The sequence below is a fragment of the Peribacillus sp. NPDC097198 genome (genome assembly GCF_044762055.1).
In the GTDB taxonomy this organism is placed as follows: domain Bacteria; phylum Bacillota; class Bacilli; order Bacillales; family DSM-1321; genus Peribacillus.
Genome location: NZ_JBIWDO010000007.1, coordinates 261,535 through 281,797, shown reverse-complemented (window position 1 = coordinate 281,797; position 20,263 = coordinate 261,535). Strand labels below are relative to the sequence as shown.

21 protein-coding genes and 1 other annotated feature are annotated in these 20,263 nt (G+C 40.6%); all 21 genes read right to left on the bottom strand.

The window, feature by feature from the left end; genetic code table 11:
- Window positions 1-41: 41 nt before the first annotated feature.
- Entirely contained in the window at window positions 42-1,160 is a 1,119-nt protein-coding gene (locus tag ACIQXQ_RS14835) for a Nif3-like dinuclear metal center hexameric protein (protein WP_402958426.1), read from the bottom strand.
- Window positions 1,157-1,864 carry a tRNA (adenine(22)-N(1))-methyltransferase gene (locus tag ACIQXQ_RS14830; RefSeq protein ID WP_402869558.1) on the bottom strand — a complete coding sequence of 236 codons (708 nt, stop codon included), beginning with the start codon at window positions 1,862-1,864 and terminating at the stop codon, window positions 1,157-1,159. Before ACIQXQ_RS14830 ends, ACIQXQ_RS14835 begins: the two co-directional genes overlap by 4 nt.
- Before the next feature lie 192 nt (window positions 1,865-2,056).
- Window positions 2,057-2,425, bottom strand: a complete 369-nt coding sequence (gene cccA / locus ACIQXQ_RS14825; protein WP_402869559.1) for a cytochrome c550 — start codon at window positions 2,423-2,425, stop codon at window positions 2,057-2,059.
- Window positions 2,426-2,659: 234 nt separating this feature from the next.
- The gene (locus ACIQXQ_RS14820; protein WP_402958423.1) at window positions 2,660-3,190 is read right to left on the bottom strand and encodes a hypothetical protein; all 531 of its coding nucleotides are present in this window, start codon (window positions 3,188-3,190) and stop codon (window positions 2,660-2,662) included.
- Between the two features lie 167 nt (window positions 3,191-3,357).
- Window positions 3,358-4,491 (bottom strand): RNA polymerase sigma factor RpoD, encoded by a 1,134-nt coding sequence (rpoD, locus tag ACIQXQ_RS14815; RefSeq protein WP_402869563.1) that lies wholly within the window; start codon window positions 4,489-4,491, stop codon window positions 3,358-3,360.
- A gap of 35 nt (window positions 4,492-4,526) precedes the next feature.
- The gene (gene dnaG, locus ACIQXQ_RS14810; RefSeq protein ID WP_402958421.1) at window positions 4,527-6,335 is read right to left on the bottom strand and encodes a DNA primase; all 1,809 of its coding nucleotides are present in this window, start codon (window positions 6,333-6,335) and stop codon (window positions 4,527-4,529) included.
- Window positions 6,336-6,366: 31 nt separating this feature from the next.
- The gene (locus ACIQXQ_RS14805) at window positions 6,367-6,840 is read right to left on the bottom strand and encodes a YaiI/YqxD family protein (protein WP_402958448.1); all 474 of its coding nucleotides are present in this window, start codon (window positions 6,838-6,840) and stop codon (window positions 6,367-6,369) included.
- 490 nt (window positions 6,841-7,330) lie between these two features.
- Complete coding sequence (locus ACIQXQ_RS14800) at window positions 7,331-8,152, bottom strand: pyruvate, water dikinase regulatory protein (protein ID WP_402869568.1); 822 nt, start codon at window positions 8,150-8,152, stop codon at window positions 7,331-7,333.
- A 16-nt stretch (window positions 8,153-8,168) separates the two neighbouring features.
- Complete coding sequence (ccpN, locus tag ACIQXQ_RS14795) at window positions 8,169-8,807, bottom strand: transcriptional regulator CcpN (protein ID WP_402869892.1); 639 nt, start codon at window positions 8,805-8,807, stop codon at window positions 8,169-8,171.
- Window positions 8,808-8,951: 144 nt separating this feature from the next.
- Entirely contained in the window at window positions 8,952-11,021 is a 2,070-nt protein-coding gene (gene glyS / locus ACIQXQ_RS14790; protein ID WP_402958419.1) for a glycine--tRNA ligase subunit beta, read from the bottom strand.
- Window positions 11,008-11,904, bottom strand: coding sequence for a glycine--tRNA ligase subunit alpha (gene glyQ, locus ACIQXQ_RS14785; protein WP_402869572.1), 897 nt, complete (start codon window positions 11,902-11,904; stop codon window positions 11,008-11,010). Before glyQ ends, glyS begins: the two co-directional genes overlap by 14 nt.
- 116 nt (window positions 11,905-12,020) lie before the next feature.
- Window positions 12,021-12,196 (bottom strand) — a binding site (T-box leader).
- A gap of 57 nt (window positions 12,197-12,253) precedes the next feature.
- On the bottom strand, window positions 12,254-13,006 hold the full coding sequence (gene recO / locus ACIQXQ_RS14780) for a DNA repair protein RecO (protein ID WP_402958417.1): 753 nt from the start codon (window positions 13,004-13,006) through the stop codon (window positions 12,254-12,256).
- 34 nt (window positions 13,007-13,040) lie between these two features.
- Window positions 13,041-13,184 carry a YqzL family protein gene (locus tag ACIQXQ_RS14775; RefSeq protein WP_402869576.1) on the bottom strand — a complete coding sequence of 48 codons (144 nt, stop codon included), beginning with the start codon at window positions 13,182-13,184 and terminating at the stop codon, window positions 13,041-13,043.
- 104 nt (window positions 13,185-13,288) lie between these two features.
- On the bottom strand, window positions 13,289-14,218 hold the full coding sequence (gene era, locus ACIQXQ_RS14770) for a GTPase Era (protein WP_402958415.1): 930 nt from the start codon (window positions 14,216-14,218) through the stop codon (window positions 13,289-13,291).
- Window positions 14,211-14,609, bottom strand: a complete 399-nt coding sequence (locus ACIQXQ_RS14765) for a cytidine deaminase (protein WP_402958413.1) — start codon at window positions 14,607-14,609, stop codon at window positions 14,211-14,213. Before ACIQXQ_RS14765 ends, era begins: the two co-directional genes overlap by 8 nt.
- A gap of 38 nt (window positions 14,610-14,647) precedes the next feature.
- A complete protein-coding gene (locus tag ACIQXQ_RS14760) occupies window positions 14,648-15,025 on the bottom strand; it encodes a diacylglycerol kinase family protein (protein WP_402958411.1) in 378 nt (125 codons plus the stop codon).
- Window positions 15,003-15,479 carry an rRNA maturation RNase YbeY gene (gene ybeY / locus ACIQXQ_RS14755; RefSeq protein WP_402958409.1) on the bottom strand — a complete coding sequence of 159 codons (477 nt, stop codon included), beginning with the start codon at window positions 15,477-15,479 and terminating at the stop codon, window positions 15,003-15,005. Before ybeY ends, ACIQXQ_RS14760 begins: the two co-directional genes overlap by 23 nt.
- On the bottom strand, window positions 15,476-17,626 hold the full coding sequence (locus ACIQXQ_RS14750; protein WP_402958407.1) for an HD family phosphohydrolase: 2,151 nt from the start codon (window positions 17,624-17,626) through the stop codon (window positions 15,476-15,478). Before ACIQXQ_RS14750 ends, ybeY begins: the two co-directional genes overlap by 4 nt.
- Window positions 17,627-17,806: 180 nt before the next feature.
- The gene (locus ACIQXQ_RS14745; protein ID WP_402869587.1) at window positions 17,807-18,769 is read right to left on the bottom strand and encodes a PhoH family protein; all 963 of its coding nucleotides are present in this window, start codon (window positions 18,767-18,769) and stop codon (window positions 17,807-17,809) included.
- A 3-nt stretch (window positions 18,770-18,772) separates the two neighbouring features.
- The gene (yqfD, locus tag ACIQXQ_RS14740) at window positions 18,773-19,960 is read right to left on the bottom strand and encodes a sporulation protein YqfD (RefSeq protein ID WP_402958405.1); all 1,188 of its coding nucleotides are present in this window, start codon (window positions 19,958-19,960) and stop codon (window positions 18,773-18,775) included.
- 15 nt (window positions 19,961-19,975) lie between these two features.
- Window positions 19,976-20,260 carry a sporulation protein YqfC gene (gene yqfC / locus ACIQXQ_RS14735; RefSeq protein ID WP_402869591.1) on the bottom strand — a complete coding sequence of 95 codons (285 nt, stop codon included), beginning with the start codon at window positions 20,258-20,260 and terminating at the stop codon, window positions 19,976-19,978.
- Between the last annotated feature and the right edge of the window lie 3 nt (window positions 20,261-20,263).

The window sequence follows — 20,263 nt, the reverse complement described above, 5'->3', positions numbered from 1 at the left end:
AAGGCAGCCACAAATGGTAGTGGCTGCCTTTTTCTATCCTTTTATATAAATGTAAAAGGATCTGTATTGAGCTCAGAAGGTATGAATTCTACATCCAAATTTTTATTGACGCACATCTCATTCAAGATTCGAGCTACACCTTTTTTCATCACTTTCTCAACATTATGGCCCGGATCCACGATATTCAATCCAATCATCATGGCGTCGTGAGCCGTATGATAATACATATCACCCGTTACATACACATCGGCACCTTTAAACTTAGCGGTCGTGAAGTATTTATTTCCATCACCGCCAAGAACGGCAACTTTTTTTATGGTACTGTTCAGGTCTCCAACTACACGGACATTCTCCACTTCGAGAGTCTCTTTAACATGCTCGGCAAATTGTCCAAGGGACATTTCTTCTGCAAGAACCCCGATTTTGCCTAGCCCCAAGGATTCGCCTTTGTTTTCCAACTTATAAATATCATAAGCCACTTCTTCATATGGATGGGCTTTAATCATCGCAGAAAGTATTTTTTTTTCAATGGGTTCAGGGAATATGGTTTCAATTCGCACTTCTGAAACCCTTTCAATCTTGCCTCGTGTACCAATCGACGGTTCACTACCTTCCCCGGGTAAAAACCTGCCTGTACCCTCAACTGTAAACGAACAGTAGCTGTAATTTCCTAGCGAACCGGCTCCTGCCTTACCCAAGGCATCCCTTACCTTTTGTTCGTCCTCTTTTGGTACATACACCACTAATTTTCTTAGAGGGATTTCATGGGTAGGGACAAGGACCTCTGTATTTTGTAATTGCAATGCATCAGCAAGTAAATCATTTACACCGCCCTTGGCTACGTCCAAGTTAGTATGTGCGGCATAAACGGCAATATCATGCTTGATCAATTCCTCGATGATTCGGCCACTAGCCTTAGCTGTATCTATTTTCTTCAACGGCCGATAAATCAAGGGATGATGGGCAATGATCAGTTCGACACCTTTTTCTATCGCTTCATCCACCACTTCTTCCAGGACATCAAGTGCAATCATCACTTTTGAAACGGGCTTATTCAATTCCCCGACATGTAGTCCAATTGGATCCCCCTCCATTGCGTATCGTTTCGGAGAGAACTGTTCGAACATTTCAATAATCTGCATACCATTAGCTGTTTTCATCGTTTAAGCACCTCCTCAATGAATGAAATTTGTACTTCCATTTCCTTGCGCTTCGTTTCTAAGCCACTTCGGCCACTCGCATCCAATTGCTCAATGATTCTTTCGAAGTGCGCCTTCTCATGTTGCCATTTCTTTATGAAAGTATCACTGAATTTCTTTAACAGGAATGGCCCGAACATAAGCCCAACTTGCTTATTTTCATGATAGGGCTGAAGAGGGTCCCCTTTTTTCGCAATCAAGATTTCATAGATCTTTCCATCTTCCTCCAGAATATCTTCATCGATTAATTCCCAACCGTTATCAATTAGCCAATTACGAACGTTTAGGGCTCCTACATTGGGCTGAAGAATGAGTCTCTCCACCTTCCCCAACTTTTTTTTTCCATTTTCCAATATACTAGCGATTAATGTACCGCCCATTCCTGCGATAGTAACACATGTAGCTTCATCCGGTTTTAATACCTCAAGCCCATCGCCTTTACGGACTTCTATGAGGTCCTCTAATCCCGTTCCCTTCACTTGTTTAAGGGCAGACTGATAGGGACCTTCCACAACTTCACCCGCTATCGCACGGTCACAGAGTCCATTGGATACAGCATAGCAAGGCAGGTAAGCATGATCGGAACCGATATCGGCCAGAATGCTCCCTTTCGGTATATGTAACGCGACATTTTCTAATCTCTTTGATAATTTCTCGTGATTCATTATACTATCAACTCTCTTATTTCAAATTCATATTTATATCATTTCATTTCCCATTCGATTATAACAAGTTCCAAGGAAAAATTACAGAACGAGGACAACATGGGGGGATCCATCAGGGAAAAGGAGGAGAATACCGAAGATAAAAGAAAAGCTGATTCAAAAACGAATGTACGTTTTGAATCAGCTTCCTGCTTATTTTAATCCGTGAATATACTTTGCCATGGCATCGAGATTCGATTCGTCAACTAAACCAGCAGGCATAGCTCCTCGTCCATTAGCGATGACTTCTTTGACTTCATCTTCGGATAAACGGTCGGCAACACCCTTAAGGGCAGGTCCGACTCCACCTTGATAGGCATCACCATGACATGAAATGCAATTCTGTTTATAAATGTCTTCAGGTGAGGATGAGGCACTTTCCGTTTCCTCTGTTTTTTCTCCGCCTTCTTTTTCTTTAGCAAGATCTTTGGCATCTCCTAAACCTTTGAATGAAAGTAAAAACATAAGTCCAATACCAAAAACCATGATAATAATAAAAGGCATAACTGGATTGCGATTCATAGTATTTCCTCCTCTATGTAGAACCTAAACTTACCATATTTAATATTATATACAAATTACTATATATTATTTTACTTGAAAAGAGTTTCAAGTAAAACCCCAAAAATAGAAGATATTATATTTTTTCTCAAATTTGTCAAAAATTTATGTATATTTACGAACAATTTTGACTTTTATTGGATTATTTCCATAATACCCCTATTCATGATAAAACAAACAAGCATCTGTTTTTAATTATATCAATAAAAAGTAAGCTATTACAACTAATCCCAAAATTCCAGATATCGAAAAATAGAGCAGCTTATATTTTTGGCCAATCCATAACCATAACCCACAGTTGAAAAATAAGCCTATATACAGGATACTCCTCTTTCCAGCAGCGATTAGCTCGGTTACTTGCACTGTTTCCACTAACACTAACAATAACAATCCTATTAAAGATAATAGTAAAAGGAGTTTCGTGTTCTTGAAGCGTCGAAGAAAGAAAAGAAAAGCAAGGATGGAGAAAGTTGTCACGACTATTTGCATTGTGTTGGATATTTCAGTAAAATAATTCAAAAATATATTAATTAAAAAAAGAGCACCCATTGCAATCCCATTAATCCATTCTTTTTTACGGCTTTTGCTTTTCTGAGGGGTAACAGGTTGTGCCTCCCCCTGGCTATATAAGGCTAGTAAGTAATTGCAATATTGTTCTGGGAGCATGCGACTTTGCTTCCAAGAGTTAATTTCTTGAATGATGATTTTCTTTCTTGTTTCATCCATGAATACACTTCCTCATGCGTACTGTGCTTTTTTATTTTTCGGTTAATCCTGCCTGTCGGATTTGGTGTTGATTTCCTTTAAAGGATTATTCTCCACACCAATGGCTGAAAAAAAGAGCCACTCCCGAACGCTGGGCATTCAAAGAGGGCTCTGTAAAGGGCGTTATTCTATTCTAGGAAATCTTTCAAGCGTTTACTGCGGCTTGGATGTCTAAGCTTTCGTAGTGCCTTAGCTTCGATTTGACGGATACGCTCGCGGGTTACGCCAAACACCTTACCTACCTCTTCAAGAGTGCGTGTACGACCATCATCAAGTCCGAAGCGAAGTCTCAAGACATTCTCTTCACGATCAGTCAGTGTATCTAACACATCTTCAAGTTGTTCTTTCAACAATTCGTATGCAGCATGTTCAGATGGAGAAGTCGCATCTTGGTCTTCAATGAAATCACCTAAGTGTGAATCATCTTCTTCACCAATTGGGGTTTCCAATGAAACAGGCTCCTGAGCAATCTTCAAGATTTCACGAACCTTTTCCGGAGTTAAATCCATATCCTCTGCAATTTCCTCTGGAGATGGTTCACGTCCAAGATCTTGAAGAAGCTGTCTTTGTACCCTGATTAATTTATTGATGGTCTCAACCATATGCACCGGTATCCTGATCGTTCTTGCTTGGTCAGCAATCGCACGAGTGATGGCCTGACGAATCCACCAAGTTGCATAGGTACTGAACTTGTACCCTTTGCGGTAATCGAATTTCTCTACCGCTTTGATAAGACCCATATTTCCTTCTTGAATCAAGTCAAGGAAAAGCATACCGCGTCCCACGTAACGTTTGGCTATGCTGACTACCAGACGTAGATTGGCTTCGGCTAGACGGCGTTTTGCCTCTTCGTCCCCTTCCTCGATTCGCATCGCTAAAGAGATTTCCTCTTCTGCAGATAAAAGGTCGACCCGACCGATCTCTTTCAAGTACATCCGGACAGGATCATTAATCTTAACACCAGGAGGAACACTTAAGTCATTTAAGTCAAACTCTTCTTCTTTAGCAAGTTTTTTGGAATCCGGATCATCTTCATCCTCTTCTTCCTCACCATCCGTGAGAATCTCGATTCCATTTTCAGCTAGCACCTCATAGAACTCATCCATTTGATCGGAATCTAATTCGAAACCGCCAATTTTTTCGGCAATTTTTTCTAAGGTCAAAGAGCCTCTTTTCTTACCTAGCTCTATTAATTTTTCTTTAACCTGCTCAAGGCTAAATTCATTATCAACTTGTTTGGAACGTGCTGGTTTTTCAGCCATTAGTTCCCCTCCTTCCAGGTCTTACACCTAAACAACTACAACATTTTGCGCAACTTAATGATTTCCATTGCAATTCTGGCGGCAGCTTTAGGATCGCTGCGTCTCACTGCATCTTTTTCTTCTGCCTGTTTTTCTTTTATCTTTAACATCTTTTCATATTTCAACACTTGATTTATACAATCAGTCAGTTCTTTATCGGAAACTTCCTCATTAACTGACATCATTTCTATTTCCGAAACGATCCTTCTCAAGTTTGGATCCGGCAAATAAGTAAGGAAAAAGCTTGGATCAGGCTCGTGTCCATCTTCATAGAAAGCATATAAATAGGTGATGATGGCCTGATGTTCATCTACATGAAAGAGTGTTTGTCCAAGCAACTGTTGAATCTTATAAGTCATTTCCCTACTTTTCAGCATATGGGCCATCAACTTAATTTCAGCATTGTGATGAGCAGGTTTTAATTTATGCTCATACTGAAGGGTCATTTTCTTTTGAGCAGCAGGTTGTGGCAGTGTACCCTTTTTACGTTCCGCAAAAAATACCTGTCGTTGCTGCTGTTCAAGCGCATCCAACGAAAGTGTAAACTCTGAGGACAGCTGCCTAAGATAATGATCCCGCTCCACTGCACTTGGCAAACGAGAAATTTCTTTAAGGACTTCTTCGATATATTGAATTCGATCTCCTTCATTATTTACATTTTTTCCTCGACGTAAATAATGCATCTTGAATGCCATGTAGGTTAAACTGGCCCCTATTACCTCAGAAACAAAGCTTTTCTCACCAAATTCCTTTATGTAGTCATCGGGGTCCATATTATCAGGCATAAGTGCTACCTTAACGGTAAAATCCGTTTCCTGTAGCATGTTAACTGCGCGGTTAGCTGCATTCAAACCAGCCGAATCCGAATCATAACAGATTAAAACCTGGTCCGTATTTCTTTTTAAAAGCTGAATGTGCTGATCGGTTAGAGCGGTCCCCATCGTAGCAACCGAATTCTCCACTCCGGCACGGACTGCGGAAATACAGTCGGCAAAACCTTCGAAAATTACAACTTGTTCCTTCTTGCGAATGTGCGGTCTTGCTTGATGGAAATTATATAAAGTTTTACTTTTATTAAAGATTGGGGTCTCGGGGCTATTCAAGTATTTGGGCTCATCGTCCCCCATTGCTCTACCCGAAAACGCAATCGTATTCCCTTGATGATCCATAATTGGAAACATGACTCTATTTCTAAAACGGTCAAAGTATGACTCATCTTTTTCCCTGTAAATAATCAACCCAGCCTGTTCCATAAATTCTGGCGGGAAACCCCTTTTTAAAAGAAACTTGGAAACAAAATCCCAAGAATCCAGTGAGTAACCAATTTGGAACTTTTCAATCGTTTCTTCGGTAAATCCTCTATTAAGGAGATACTCCAAAGCTTCTTGGCCTTCCTTGGTATTTACAAGAAGATGATGGTAAAACTTTCGAAGCAAGTCATGGGCTTCAAGCATCTGTTGAGAACCAGCCGGCATATTAGACCGTTGGGAGTCCTTATTTATTTCAACGTCCAAAGGTATATTCCCTTTTTCAGCCAGGACCTTTGCAGATTCCACAAAATTATATCCTTCGATATCCATTAAGAAAGTGAAAATATTCCCACCTGCACCACAGCCAAAACAATGGAAAATCTGTTTTTCTGTGGAAACAGAAAATGATGGTGAGTTTTCACCATGGAAAGGACAAAGCCCAAAATAATTCCGTCCTTGCTTCTTCAGCTGGACATATTCTCCAATCAAGTCGACGATGTCCACTGCTTCTCGGATCTGATTTATCTTTTCATCTTCTATACGACCATTTGTCATTTTTTCACCTTGCGATTTTGGTGATAGTTTTTTAATTCGATATTGAATCCTGATTCCCTGCAAAATTCGACAAAATTTTCAAAAGTTTATTTGTAAAACATATTTTGTCATCCTTTGTAAAGGCTTTCGGTCCTTTCGTATGCTTCCCCTGCCTGCGAAGTTTCGCTGACTGGTAGCGCATATCGAGAAGCATGAAAATATTTTCATCTGTATATTCTTTTCCCCTCGGAGATAGAACATAAACGCTTTTAGGAAGCAGGGTACCAGCTAATCCAATATCAGCAGTAATAACAATATCACCCTTTTTTACAGAATTCACTATATAAAGATCTGCTGCTTCTTTATCTGCATCGACGTATACCCATTTGCCTTCAGGGTTGTTCATCATATTTTTATATGATGCAACAAAACAGACATCGACATCGCATTGTCTTGCACAATGAAGAATCTCATCTTTCACCGGACATGCATCGGCGTCAACATGTATTATTGGTTTATTTATCATACCTTTTAATTCTACATCATTCTGCATAATCCTTTTTTCTCCCCTAAACTTTATCGAGATATAATGAAACTTCCAAACACTTATCCTGAAGTCATTCGCAAGAATATACAAACGGTATCCTCTAAACAAGTGTTACACCCTATTTTGCCTCATCAATTATACTGAATGTGTCGAATTTTTTTATGATAAAAAACTTGACTTCTTATAATCCTTAGTTTATTCCTTAATAACCAAGTCTAAACCTCAAGATTACTTTTTTCTCACAATTTTTTATTATAATCTATTTTTTAAAAAGATGCTACCAATTAGATTCTGAATTTCAAACATCTAAAAAGTGGGTTGTGAATTGTTTAACAAAAGAGGAATTATGTAAGTGTCATCCATGTTTTACATTTAAAACCTAATAAACCTTGAGCATGAAAATGTGAGCCGACACTAAAAGTGTCCAGCTCACATTTTGATTAATCTCAATTTTAAGAATAAGAGAAATCTACCGATTTTTATTTTGAAGAATATTCATAATTAAGTTGGCCGTTTCTTCGACAGCTTTATTCGTAACATCAATGATTGGGCAGTCGAGCCTTGAAATAATTTTATCAAAGTATGTCAACTCTTCTTTGATTCGTTCCACATTCGCATATATAGCATGATCATTGAGTCCAAGTGACTTCAATCGCTCTTTCCGAATATGATTTAACTTTTCAGGACTTATTTTCAACCCAATGCATTTTTCAGGCGGGACCAGGAATAGTTCTTCTGGCGGCTCTACCTCTGGTACTAAAGGAACATTGGCCACTTTATAGCGTTTATGAGCTAAATATTGGGACAAAGGTGTTTTGGACGTGCGAGAAACACCAACCAACACGATATCCGCACGTAAAATCCCACGTGGATCCCGTCCATCGTCGTATTTTACAGCAAATTCAATGGCTTCCACACGTTTGAAATAATCATCGTCAAGTTTTCTTACGAGCCCCGGCTCATTAAGAGGTCCTTTAGATGTTCTTTCCTGAAGGATATCCATGAGCGGTCCTAAAATGTCATAAGCAGACAGGTTTTCTTTTTCCACCTGTGCTTTCATGTAGTCTCTAATAGCAGGCTTCACAAGAGTGTAGGCGATGATTGCCCCATCTAATTTGGCCAGTGAAATTACTTCATCCACGTTATGTTCATCTTCAATATACGGAATTCGTTTAATAGTAAAAGCGGAACTAGAAAACTGACTAGCCGCAGCTTTAGTAACTAACTCCGCTGTTTCCCCAACTGAATCCGATACAACATATATAATAGAACCGTTCATATTCTCCGTCATTCCTTTGCAAGCCCCCCTAATAGCCTTCATCAGCTAAAGCTACGAATGCTTTTGTTATATTGGTTTTCGTCACTCTTCCAATTACCTCATAGCCTTTTTCTGTTTCTTTGACGACAGGTAATGAATCAATTTGTTTCTCAATCAATTTTTTGGCAACATCGATCAATAAATCTTCTTTAGTACACATTGTAATGTTAGGCATCCTTGTCATGATGATATTGACCGGGATGGAATTCAGTTCTTGTTTTCCAATACTTGCACGTAGCAAGTCTTTCCTGGACAGTACCCCTACGAGTAATGCATGCTTATCCACTACGAACATAGTGCCGACATCTTCTAAAAACATCATGACAATCGCATCGTAAACAGATATACCCTCATCCACAACGACAGGGATCGATTGATGGTCACGAACATACAGATGGTTCAGACTATCCGTCAATAGCTGTGTACCCGAGCGACCTGTATAGAAATACCCGACACGTGGACGTGCATCTAGAAAACCGGCCATCGTTAAGATAGCCAAATCCGGACGAAGCGTCGCCCTCGTTAAGCTTAACCTATCTGCAATATGCTCTCCAGTAATCGGTCCATTCTCTTTAACAATTTGTAAAATCTGTTCCTGACGTTTATTCAATTGAATTGTAATCACCACCCTACTGCTTTTCGCAGAGTAAAGTAACAAAGGATCTTCATATAACGATTATATACTATATCATTTGATAAAAGCAGTTTTCATCTCTATTAGTTGTAATAATCGGAAACCCTTCATAAAAAGGGTCCCGATCATTTCATTGGATTAAGAAAGGATTATTTTGTTCACAGCCCCAAAGCTGGAAACTAAATCACTAATTTCTTTCATAAGGGATAAACGATTATTACGTACGGCTTCATCTTCCGCCATGACCATTGTATGCTCGAAATAAGCCTCGATTTCGCTTTGAAGCGATATTAGCTGTTCGAAATGCTCCATCTCATCATTCGTTTCGGCATAGGCTGAAGCAACCGTTCCAAATTTCTCATACAACGCTTTTTCTTCTTCATTTTCAAAAGCACCCGGGTTCACTGTCACCTTATTATCGCATTTCCCAGCGATATTCATGACACGGCTTAACGCCTCAAGACTTTCTTTAAAGCCAGCTTCCTCTTTCTTCGCTTCTAATACCTGGGAGCGTTCAACAACAGAATGGATATAACCAATTTCATTAGCCAAAACAGCATCGATTAAATCATAACGAATGTGTAGTTCCTGAAGCAAATGCTTCACACGGGCTTTAAAGAATGTATGCATATCCGCTTTTACATCATCCATATCACGTTTCAAGAGGCCTTTTGCTTCAAGTCCTTTAAGACCCAAAGTGATAAGTTCCTCCAGTGTGATATCCCACTTTTTCTCCGCTAGAATTTGAACGACCCCACTTGCTTGTCTTCTTAAAGCATATGGATCTTGAGAACCGGTAGGGATCACTCCGATGGCGAAGAATGATGCCAGTGTATCAATTTTTTCCGCTACGCTCACAAGTGCCCCGATTAAGGATGGAGGTACATCGTCATCTGCATGTCGTGGCATATAATGTTCATTGATCGCTGTCGCCACTTCTTTCGCTTCACCTTTTAGAAGGGCATACTTTTCACCCATGTACCCTTGTAATTCAGGGAACTCATAAACCATATGACTCACTAAATCAAACTTGGCTATTTTTGCAGCACGTAGCGCCAATTCTTTATCCACTTTCAGTTTCAAGGCATCCACCAATGCTCCGGTTACCTCTGTTACACGTTCAGTTTTCTCGGCTAGAGTACCGATTTCTTCATGGTAAACGATGCTATCCAGCTTTTTCAAAGCATCAGCAATCTCTTTTTTCTGATCTTCTTTGTAGAAGAAAGCTGCATCCGATAAACGGGCACGCAATACTTTTTCGTTCCCTTTCGATACCATATCCAGGTGACGGTCATCCCCATTTCGAACAGTCACGAAGAAAGGAAGCAACTTTCCATCTTGATCTTTTACAGGGAAATACCGTTGATGTTCCTTCATCGATGTAATCAGCACCTGAGAAGGCAATTCAAGGAATTCTTCTTCAAAACGGCCAAATAACACCGTTGGATATTCAACCAAGTTATTTACCTCTTCCAGAAGATTTTCATCGACCGGGATGATCCAGCCATTCTCCTGTTCCAGGTTTTTGATTTGATCTAAGATCACGGTACGGCGTTTGTCTGGATTGACCATGACAAATTGTTCGTTAAGTGACTTTTCATACTGGTCAGGAGTTTCAATAACTGTACTTTCACCTAAAAAGCGATGACCTTTCGTTTCTCGGCCTGTTTCTACTTCAGCTATGGTAAAAGGTATTACTTCTTTACCGAACAAAGCAATTAACCATTTAATCGGACGGACGAAGCGAAGGTCCTGGTTGGCCCAACGCATATTTTTCGGGAAGGTCATGCCAGTTATGATTTCTTGTAGCTCCGCCAATAACTGAGCTGTCGGTTGCCCCTTGATGAATTTATTCACATGGACATATTCCACACCTTTAAGTTCTTTGAAATAAATATCCTCAGCCGTCATGCCTTGTCCTCTTACAAAACCTAACGCTGCTTTAGACCAGTTGCCTTCGGCGTCCAAAGCGATCTTCTTAGCCGGTCCTTTTGCTTCTTCTTCAATGTCCTTTTGTGATTCCGCAACATCTTTTACCAATATCGCCAAACGTCTTGGTGTTGAAAATGCTTCGACTTTACCAAATTCAATCGCTTTTTGTGTCAACCACTTTTGTACTTTGTCGGATAACTGTTTCATAGAAGCTGTAACAAATCGAGCCGGTAGCTCCTCCAACCCAATTTCCAATAACAAATCACGCTTGCTCATTTGTTTTCTCCCCTTTCACTTTCAGGATCGGGAAGCCTAATTTTTCCCGCTCTTCATAAAAAGTTTTGGCAACCTTACGCGCTAAATTACGACAACGGGCAATATAACCCGTTCTTTCCGTTACTGAAATGGCACCTCTGGCATCCAGCAGATTGAACGTATGAGAACACTTCAATACATAGTCATAAGCCGGATGTACAAGACCTTCCTCCATTTGACGATGCGCTTCCTTTTCATACATCGTGAAAAGTTCGAACAGCATATCAAGGTTGGATGTCTCGAATGTATATTTTGAATGCTCGTATTCCGGTTGGCCAAAGATGTCACGAACAGTAAATCCATCCGTCCATTCAAGTTCAAAGACATTTTCTTTGTCTTGGATGTATGAAGCCAAACGTTCAATTCCGTATGTAATTTCGACGGAGACTGGTTTACACTCTAGTCCACCAACTTGCTGGAAATAGGTGAATTGGGTAATCTCCATTCCATCCAACCATACTTCCCATCCTAGACCCGCACAGCCAAGGGATGGATTTTCCCAGTTATCCTCAACAAAGCGAATGTCGTGCTCCAATGGATTGATGCCTAGCTTCCGTAATGACTCCAAATAAAGTTCTTGAATATTATCCGGAGAAGGCTTCATGATCACTTGAAATTGATGATGTTGATAAAGACGGTTAGGATTCTCTCCATACCGGCCGTCTGCAGGACGTCTTGAAGGCTCCACGTAAGCAACACTCCAAGGTTCTGGCCCAATTGCTCTAAGGAAGGTATAAGGACTCATCGTCCCGGCACCTTTTTCGACATCATAAGCATTCATTAAGATACAGCCTTGCTCAGACCAATGCTTTTGCAAAGTTAAAATCATATTTTGAATATTCATCGTACACCTCCAGATTATTTAAAGCGGCTTACTAAATTTCAGATTCAGGGGCGGGAAGTATCTTTTGCCTAGGATTCCTCAAGGCAAACAAAAAACTCCCGTCCCTATGCGTAATGCATAGGGACGAGAGTTTACCCGCGGTTCCACCCTAATTGCCGTTATGAAACGGCCTCTTTTCAAACCTAATCATGCTCCGGAACGCCCTTCCCTGTGTCTTCATATCCCGGCTTGCACCATCCCGGGTTCGCTTTTATGAATTAAAACAGGTACTCTCTTCCATCGACGCATTCTTCTTATTTTGATGATTAAAATTTTATACAAACAAAACCGGAATGTCAATAGTTCGAACCTAAAACATATCTTTCATCGAATCAATCTGTTTGAGAAACTTTTTGGACTTCAGATGTAACCCTGAATATTCCTCATAATAGGCATCAATGATTTTTGACAATTCCCTTTTAGTTTCCGGTTTAACAGATATGTTACCAAGCCTGGATAAATCAAAATAATAAAAGATCCTCAGAAGTTTCACCGCAGAAGGAGAAATTTTATAATGATAAGGGTCCTTGTCCAAACATCGGTGACAAATAAACCCGGCTTCCCTTAGGGAGAAAGCAAATTCCCCTTCGGTCTCCCCACAAACGGCACATTGGTTCAAAACCGGGTTGATTCCATTTACAGGAAGCATTTTCATTTCAAAAATGAATTTCAAAACCTCAGTGTCGTATTCTTCATTTATGTAATGTAAAGTTTGTGAAAGCAATTCAAACAGATATGGATTTGGTTTTTTATCGTCCACACTCTTATCGAGCAATTCGACGATATAGGAAGCATAGGCAGTGGCGAAAAGATCCTCCCTGATAAAACGAAGCGAGTCAACCATTTCCCCCTGCTGAAGGCTTCCAAGTCCACTAGATGTCGAAACAAGGAAATACCCGGAGCAAAAAAGCTGGGTCACGGCGGCAAGCCTGCTATTTGGCTTGCTCGCACCTCTAGCCATGACCCCTATTTTCCCTAGCTCTCGGGTATAAATCGTTATAATTTTATTGTTTTCTCCATATGCCGTCCTTCTAATGACAATGCCTTCACATTTCTGAAGCATAAAAGACACCACCCATACTCGCCTTAGCTAATCCTTAAGAAACAGGAAAATCAATATCAGCTAGCTCTTCATTCGATACTAATGGTCTTTCCTGCCTTTCGACTTCTATCTCCTTATAAAGTAAATAGGTGTCCACATTACCTGTCTCACTAAATAACTCCCAGGTAAAATCCAACATATAAAGCCCACCCTTCATTATGACTAGCAATATCAGATAAATATCCGTCCTTAATGATTAGCTTGACCGTTTTTCACACTTTCATGAAGCGTAAAATTTGTTAATTAATATTCTTTCTCATCAAATCCAAAATCACGAAGCTGACTTGCTTTATTACGCCAATCTTTCTGGACTTTGACCCATAGCTCAAGGAAAACCTTAGAGCCCAATAGGTTCTCAATGTCGACTCTCGCGCGGCTACCGACTTCTTTCAGCATTTTCCCTTGCTTACCGATGACAATTCCTTTTTGGGAATCCCTCTCGACAATGATGGTCGCCATAACATTGATTGTGTCACTGTTATCCATTTTTTTGATTGAGTCAATCACAACAGCCACGGAATGTGGAATCTCTTCACGAGTTAAGTGCAGAACCTTTTCGCGGACCAATTCAGAAATGATGAAACGCTCCGGATGATCCGTTACTTGATCGGCTGGGTAAAACTGCGGCCCTTCAGGAAGATGTTCCTTGATTTGGGCGAGCAATGTATCGACATTATTACCTTCAAGAGCTGAAATAGGCACCACTGCTGCAAAAGGATACAGCTTTTGGTACTTTTCAATGATGGGCAGAAGGTCATCAGGATGCATCGTATCAATTTTATTGACTACAAGGAAAACGGGTGTTTTAACCGATTGTAGCTTTTCAATGATAAACTCATCTCCACGACCGTAGCCCTCTTCAGCATTAATCATGAATAGAATCAGATCGACCTCTTTCAAGGTATTCGTCGCAACCTTCATCATAAAGTCCCCAAGCTTATGCTTAGGTTTATGAATGCCCGGTGTATCAATGAAGATCATTTGTGAATCATTTTGTGTAAGTACACCTTGAACTTTATTTCTTGTCGTTTGAGGCTTGTCGCTCATGATTGCGATTTTTTGACCGATTACACGGTTCAAAAACGTGCTCTTGCCGACATTTGGACGGCCGATGATGGATATAAATCCTGATTTATATCCTTTTACCTGTGTATCGCTAACTAATTTATTCATTTAAATCCTCCGGTGAAAAAGCTCCTGGAAGCAATTCCTGTACTGTTAATTCTTTAGTATCACCATTCAAGTTGGTTAAAACAACCATCATATCCGGTTCACATAGTTCTGAAATGACTTGTCTGCAGGCTCCGCATGGGGATACCGGTCGGTCCGTGTCCGCTACGACCGCAAGTTTGCTAAACTGCTTGTCATTATGCGCATAGGCACTGAATAATGCAGTTCTTTCCGCGCAGTTGCACATGCTGTATGCTGCATTTTCAATATTACAGCCATGATATACCTTACCATCGGCAGTCAATAAAGCAGCTCCCACTTTAAACTTTGAATAAGGGACATAAGCCTTTTCTCTAGCTTTTTTAGCTTCTTCAATCAATTCATTCGTATTCATTATACAATTCCCCCTCTACATTGGATGAATAAAAGAACCTACATACCCAACTTTGGCAAAAAAATAATCAATCCAACTATTATAGAAAATATAGCATATATGAATACAGCCCCGGCTGCAATATCTTTTGCCTGCTTGGCAAGAGGATGGATTTGGTCTGTCACTAAATCAACAACCCGTTCAATGGCCGAATTCACTAGTTCTAATGCAATCGTACCAGCAATTGCCGTCAAAATAAACAACCATTCCATTCCGTTCAATGAAAAATACCAACCAAAGAACACGACGGCTGCCATCACCACGAAATGGATCTGTATGTTTCGCTCGGTCCGTACCGCTTCCAAAATCCCTTGACAAGCAAATGAAAAGCTTTTTACGAGTGGATACCTTGGCTTACCCTTCTCTCGAGAGCCCATATTCCCCCAATATCTCCTTTTGTCTAGAAAACATCACTTTTTCATCTTCTTCAGTCATATGGTCATAGCCTAGCAAATGAAGAAAACCATGTAGGGCTAAAAAGCCAAGTTCGCGGTCAAAAGAGTGTCCATACTCCTCGGCCTGCTCTTTTGTGCGTTCAATTGAAATGATGATATCACCAAGCATACGAGGCATTTCCGCCCCGATAATCTCGACTTCTTCCTCCCCCATCTCTTCCAGTGCAAAAGAAATGACATCGGTAGCCGAATCCTTATTACGGTATTCTTTATTAATCTCCTGAATCCTTTTGTTGTCGACAAAAGTGACGGATAGTTCCGTACCTTCTTCGATATTCTCTTTATTGGCGGCAAATTGCAAAATGCTTTCAACAAGCTGCTGCCCTTTTTCCGTCACTTCGTTCGTTTCATCGATTAAATCCATTGTTAAAATCATTTTTTCACCTTCTGTCCTAATTTATCCATGTCAGGATACTCGATCCTTGAGTGGAAGATACCATTCAGCGATTCACAAAGCGAATGCTTTACGATACTTAATTCTCTCATAGTAATGTCACATTCATCAAATTGACCGTCTTGAATCCGGTCACTGATTATGAAACTTACCAGTTCCTCGATCTTCTCGGGTGTAGGATGCTTCATCGACCTGACTGCAGCCTCAACACTATCTGCAATTCCAATGACGGCCACTTCCTTCATTTTCGCCATAGGCCCCGGATACCGGTAGTCGACTTCGCGTGTCGCTTCATCTTCCTTACATGCCTTATGATAGAAAAATTTCAATAAAGTCGTCCCATGATGTTGTTCCGCTATATCCACAATTTCCTTCGGGAACTTATGGCTGCGAAGCATTTCTCCGCCATCCACGGCATGCGCAATGATAATGTCCTTGCTCGTTTCCGGTTGTAGCCTATCATGCGGATTTTCCTCATTTAACTGGTTCTCGATGAAAAAGTGCGGCCGCTTTGTCTTGCCTATATCGTGGTAATAAGATCCGACTCTTGCAAGCAACCCATTCGAGCCAATTGCTTCACATGCAGATTCAGCCAAATTGGCAACCATTACACTATGGTGGTAGGTACCAGGTGCCTCAATCAAGATTTTTCGTAATAGGGGGTGATTGGGATTGGAAAGCTCGATCAACTTCATTGAAGATAAAATCCCGAACCCCGCCTCGAAAAATGGAAGCAGCCCCATTGTCAACACAGCGGAACCAAGCCCAGATCCTATAGCCGCTGCCGCATAATATAGATACTCCACTTTTGTGTAATGGCCATCCATAATGAAAATGAGCGAATAGACGAAAGCGATATTGATCACTGACATCATGAGACCCGCTACCAGTACTCTTGATTTGAAATTGGAACGCGATAATATTATGATGGCCATCAATCCGCTAAAAATGATATAAAGCCCCATAGAGAAGTCAAGATTTCCTGGCGTATCGCCATTAAATATTATCGTACCATAAGATCCTAATAAAATTGTCATGGCAACAGCCAATTTATCATTTAATAATATCTTAATAAGCATCGCTGCCATGGCAGCAGGGAAAATATATTCTAAATTCGAATCTTTCAGTTCAGCGAATATGCTGACTGTTTTCATCGTTGCCATTGCAAAAATGAAAACAAGGCTGAAAACCAACAACTGATTGTACTTATTATCCCGTTTCGTTATGGAATAGTAAAAAAAGTAATAAAAAGCCGTAAAAGTTAAAAAAATATAAAGCAGGAGCCCTACATATGGAAAGATAGTGGACTCGGTACTTAAAAACCCAGCCAATTCAAGCTGCCTGTACACGTCCCGGTCCACTAATTGATTTTCTTCGACGATAATCTGCCCCTGGAGAATCCTGACTGGTTCCACACTTTCCACTGCTTTTCGGCGTTGTTCCTCCGTTTTATCTTTATCAAAAAAAACATTTTGAATAATCGCCGAACGGGCAAGTGATATGGAGACCTTCTTCATATCACTATTTATACTCATATAGCTCAGTTCATCTACCACTTTTTTCTTTGCATTTTCAACATCGCTGGCCGAGATCCGCTCACTCATCACATTATTTACAGCGGTTATCGTAGAGTCCCTCGCTATCTCCAGTTCATCTTCATCCGCCTGTACCAATGCCATGAAAACAGATTCTTCTATATCTTTATTGACCTCCTCCGTCAATTTTTCTTTCAAGATGGAAACCTTTTGGCCATCCGTCTTTTTAATTCCTTTTTTACCGCCCTTATTAGGATCTGTTTCTTTGTTCACTTCAATCGCAGAATCAAAAATTGAAGAGATCAAATCGACTTTATTTTTGGCATATTCCTTTTTTAATGTATAAACATCCGCCACCTGTTTTGAAATTTCTTCTTTTTCTTTCGTAGTCTTATATGTATCTTCTATAGTCTTGGTGGATCGTATCGTTTGTTCCGCTGGCTTAAAAAGCTCCACTTGGATCTTTTCAGGCTTAACGTTGGATAGCATTAACCCATATGCAAACAAACCAAGTACGACGAACAAGAGTACTTGAAAAAAGCGATGGACCAGCAGGCCTTTTATTTTGGTGAAAAATTTTTGGATACGGTTCAAAGAAGGTCCTCCTAAAAAAAGATGGTTAATATGCTAGATATGTAAAATGATAACAGTTTTCCCTCTACTTTTCATCATGTTATGATAAAACCCTTGCTTTTCACCACAATTTCACATTCCATTCATGATGGGCAAGCGAATCACCATGAAAAAATCCGCCATTTCATTGGCGGATTCCCTCTATTCTTTTGCCTGTTCATATGCGCTGATAATTTTGGCGACGAGCGGATGCCTGACTACATCACTCTGTTCAAAATACACAAATGAAAGGCCTTTGACATTCTTGAGAATCTCCTCAACCCGAATCAAACCTGACTTCATCCCTTTTGGAAGGTCGATTTGGGTACGATCTCCCGTAATGACCATTTTCGATCCAAAACCGAGCCTCGTTAAAAACATCTTCATTTGGGCTTCGGTAGTATTCTGTGCCTCATCCAAGATTACAAAGGCATCCTCGAGCGTACGTCCCCTCATATAGGCCAAGGGAGCGATTTCAATCGTCCCGCGTTCAATCATCCTTTGGGTCTGTTCCATCCCCAGTAGGTCATGAAGAGCGTCATATAACGGACGTAGGTACGGGTCTACCTTTTCTTTTAAGTCCCCAGGAAGGAATCCCAAACTTTCGCCAGCTTCAACGGCAGGTCTCGTCAAGATAATTCGTTTAACCTGTCCGTTTTTCAAGGCATTGATTGCCATCACTACAGCTAGATAGGTCTTCCCGGTCCCAGCAGGACCAATCCCGAATACTAAATCGAGCTTCTTTATGGCCTGAATATAATATCGCTGGCCAATTGTTTTGACCTTAATCGATTTACCTTTAGCCGTTTTAGCAATTTCTTCTTCATATAATTCTCCGAAATATTCCAATGTTCCCTTGCGAGCCAATTCTATAGCATACATTACATCCCTAGAACTTATCGTAATCCCTTTTCTGATCACAGATAACAGCGCCTTCAGGATATCCTGTCCCATCGTCACCCGCTCTAATTCACCGGCAACGCTTATACCTTCCCCGCGGGTGATGACCGAAATGCCCAGCTCGTCTTCAAGCACTTTTACATTAGAATCTCCATTGCCCAATAAAGCGACCGCTTCATTAGGTGATTCAATTTCCAACTTAATAACCTTCACTTCATCTGCCATTCGCTAGTCTCCTTGAATGATTGGTTGTCCTACAGCAATATCTTCAATAACTTGGTAATGTATAGATAATTTCACTTTACCATTCTCCATGCTTTCGTGCAAAACTTTTTCCCCTATAATTTGGTCTTCTTCTTCAAGAAGCTTCCGTAAGTCGGCCTGGGCCATCTTCTTCCCTTCCTTAATCGCTTCTTCCTTCGTATAACTCCGGACGATATCGTCTTTACTCCTTAATGTCTCGACTTTATAGGAAATGGGCAGTTCCCATTGCAGAAAATGAAACGGCCGATCAGTCGATTCTTTTTCCTGCTTTTTATAGCCCGGATCCTTAAACCCCCATATAGGTATAGATAAGCTGCTCACTTTTATATAATGCTTACTGGTTTCATTACCATTGTAGACGGAAAAATTGGTTTTCAGAGGGACTTCCACATTCGCCTTGTACCAAGTTTGCCCCATTACTTTCCCCTGCGCCGAAACAATTTCTGGTTTATCTTCCTTCCCAATCAACCCTGACACAAGAAGTTGTCCTTTACTTACATAATCATGCACATTGACTTTAGGTTGGCCTTTTTCAATGAACATATTGGTGATGACCGCCTTTTTTGAAGCAACCAAATTTTGTGAGGAGGTTTTCTCTATTTCCTTCGGCTGCCGTTTTTCCACCACCTGGAAATGGTAGGTTGTCCCCTTAAGCTCCACACCAACCCAGGTTAGGGCACCGATGCGATCAGAGAGCTTTCGCTGTATCGTATCCACATCGTCCACTAGAAATTGCACCTTTCCAATTTTCACGCCCATTTTGTCCAATTCTTTACGGATGGCATGTTCGGTTTCCGGTTTTGCCCCTTTAACTTCTATCCCCCACACCATATTGGAAAGTACAAAAATGCAAATAAGGAAGGCAATCAAACCCGCCAAGAATCCACTATTTTTCATCACCCGCTTCATGAGAAACGGAAACCCCCTGCCTTGGAGGAATTTCACTTTACAGTCGCTTTTTCGCAGGACCTGACGCAATTTTGAAATTTCCCTGAAATCCATATGGAAAATCAGGGATTCACTTCCTACACGCTTCACATCCCAGATATGAAGCCCTCTCCTTGTCAACATATTGATTAGCCTTTCGGTTCCTCTTCCATATGCCTTCACTTTTACATAGCCTGTATAATAGTTTGTCCATTGGTTTTTCATGGAAACCTCCCGGGATCATTCATTGATAAAATATACTTTGTCAATTTTGCCCTCTAACATGATTTCCTCCGGCAAGATGGTCTTGATGACAAAGCCAGTTCCCTTTATTAGCAGCTGGCCATTTTTAAGCATTAACCTCACTTCACTGTCAGTAAAGGCCAACAAGCCACGATGATTTTCAATATATATATGTAATTGTCCGATCATGGTAATTCGCGGCAGGTCCATCATGACATCTTGCGGAAGGTCCATTGTTTTGGTCATAAGCTGTTTCACTTTTTTTCCCCAATTGCGAGCCATAAA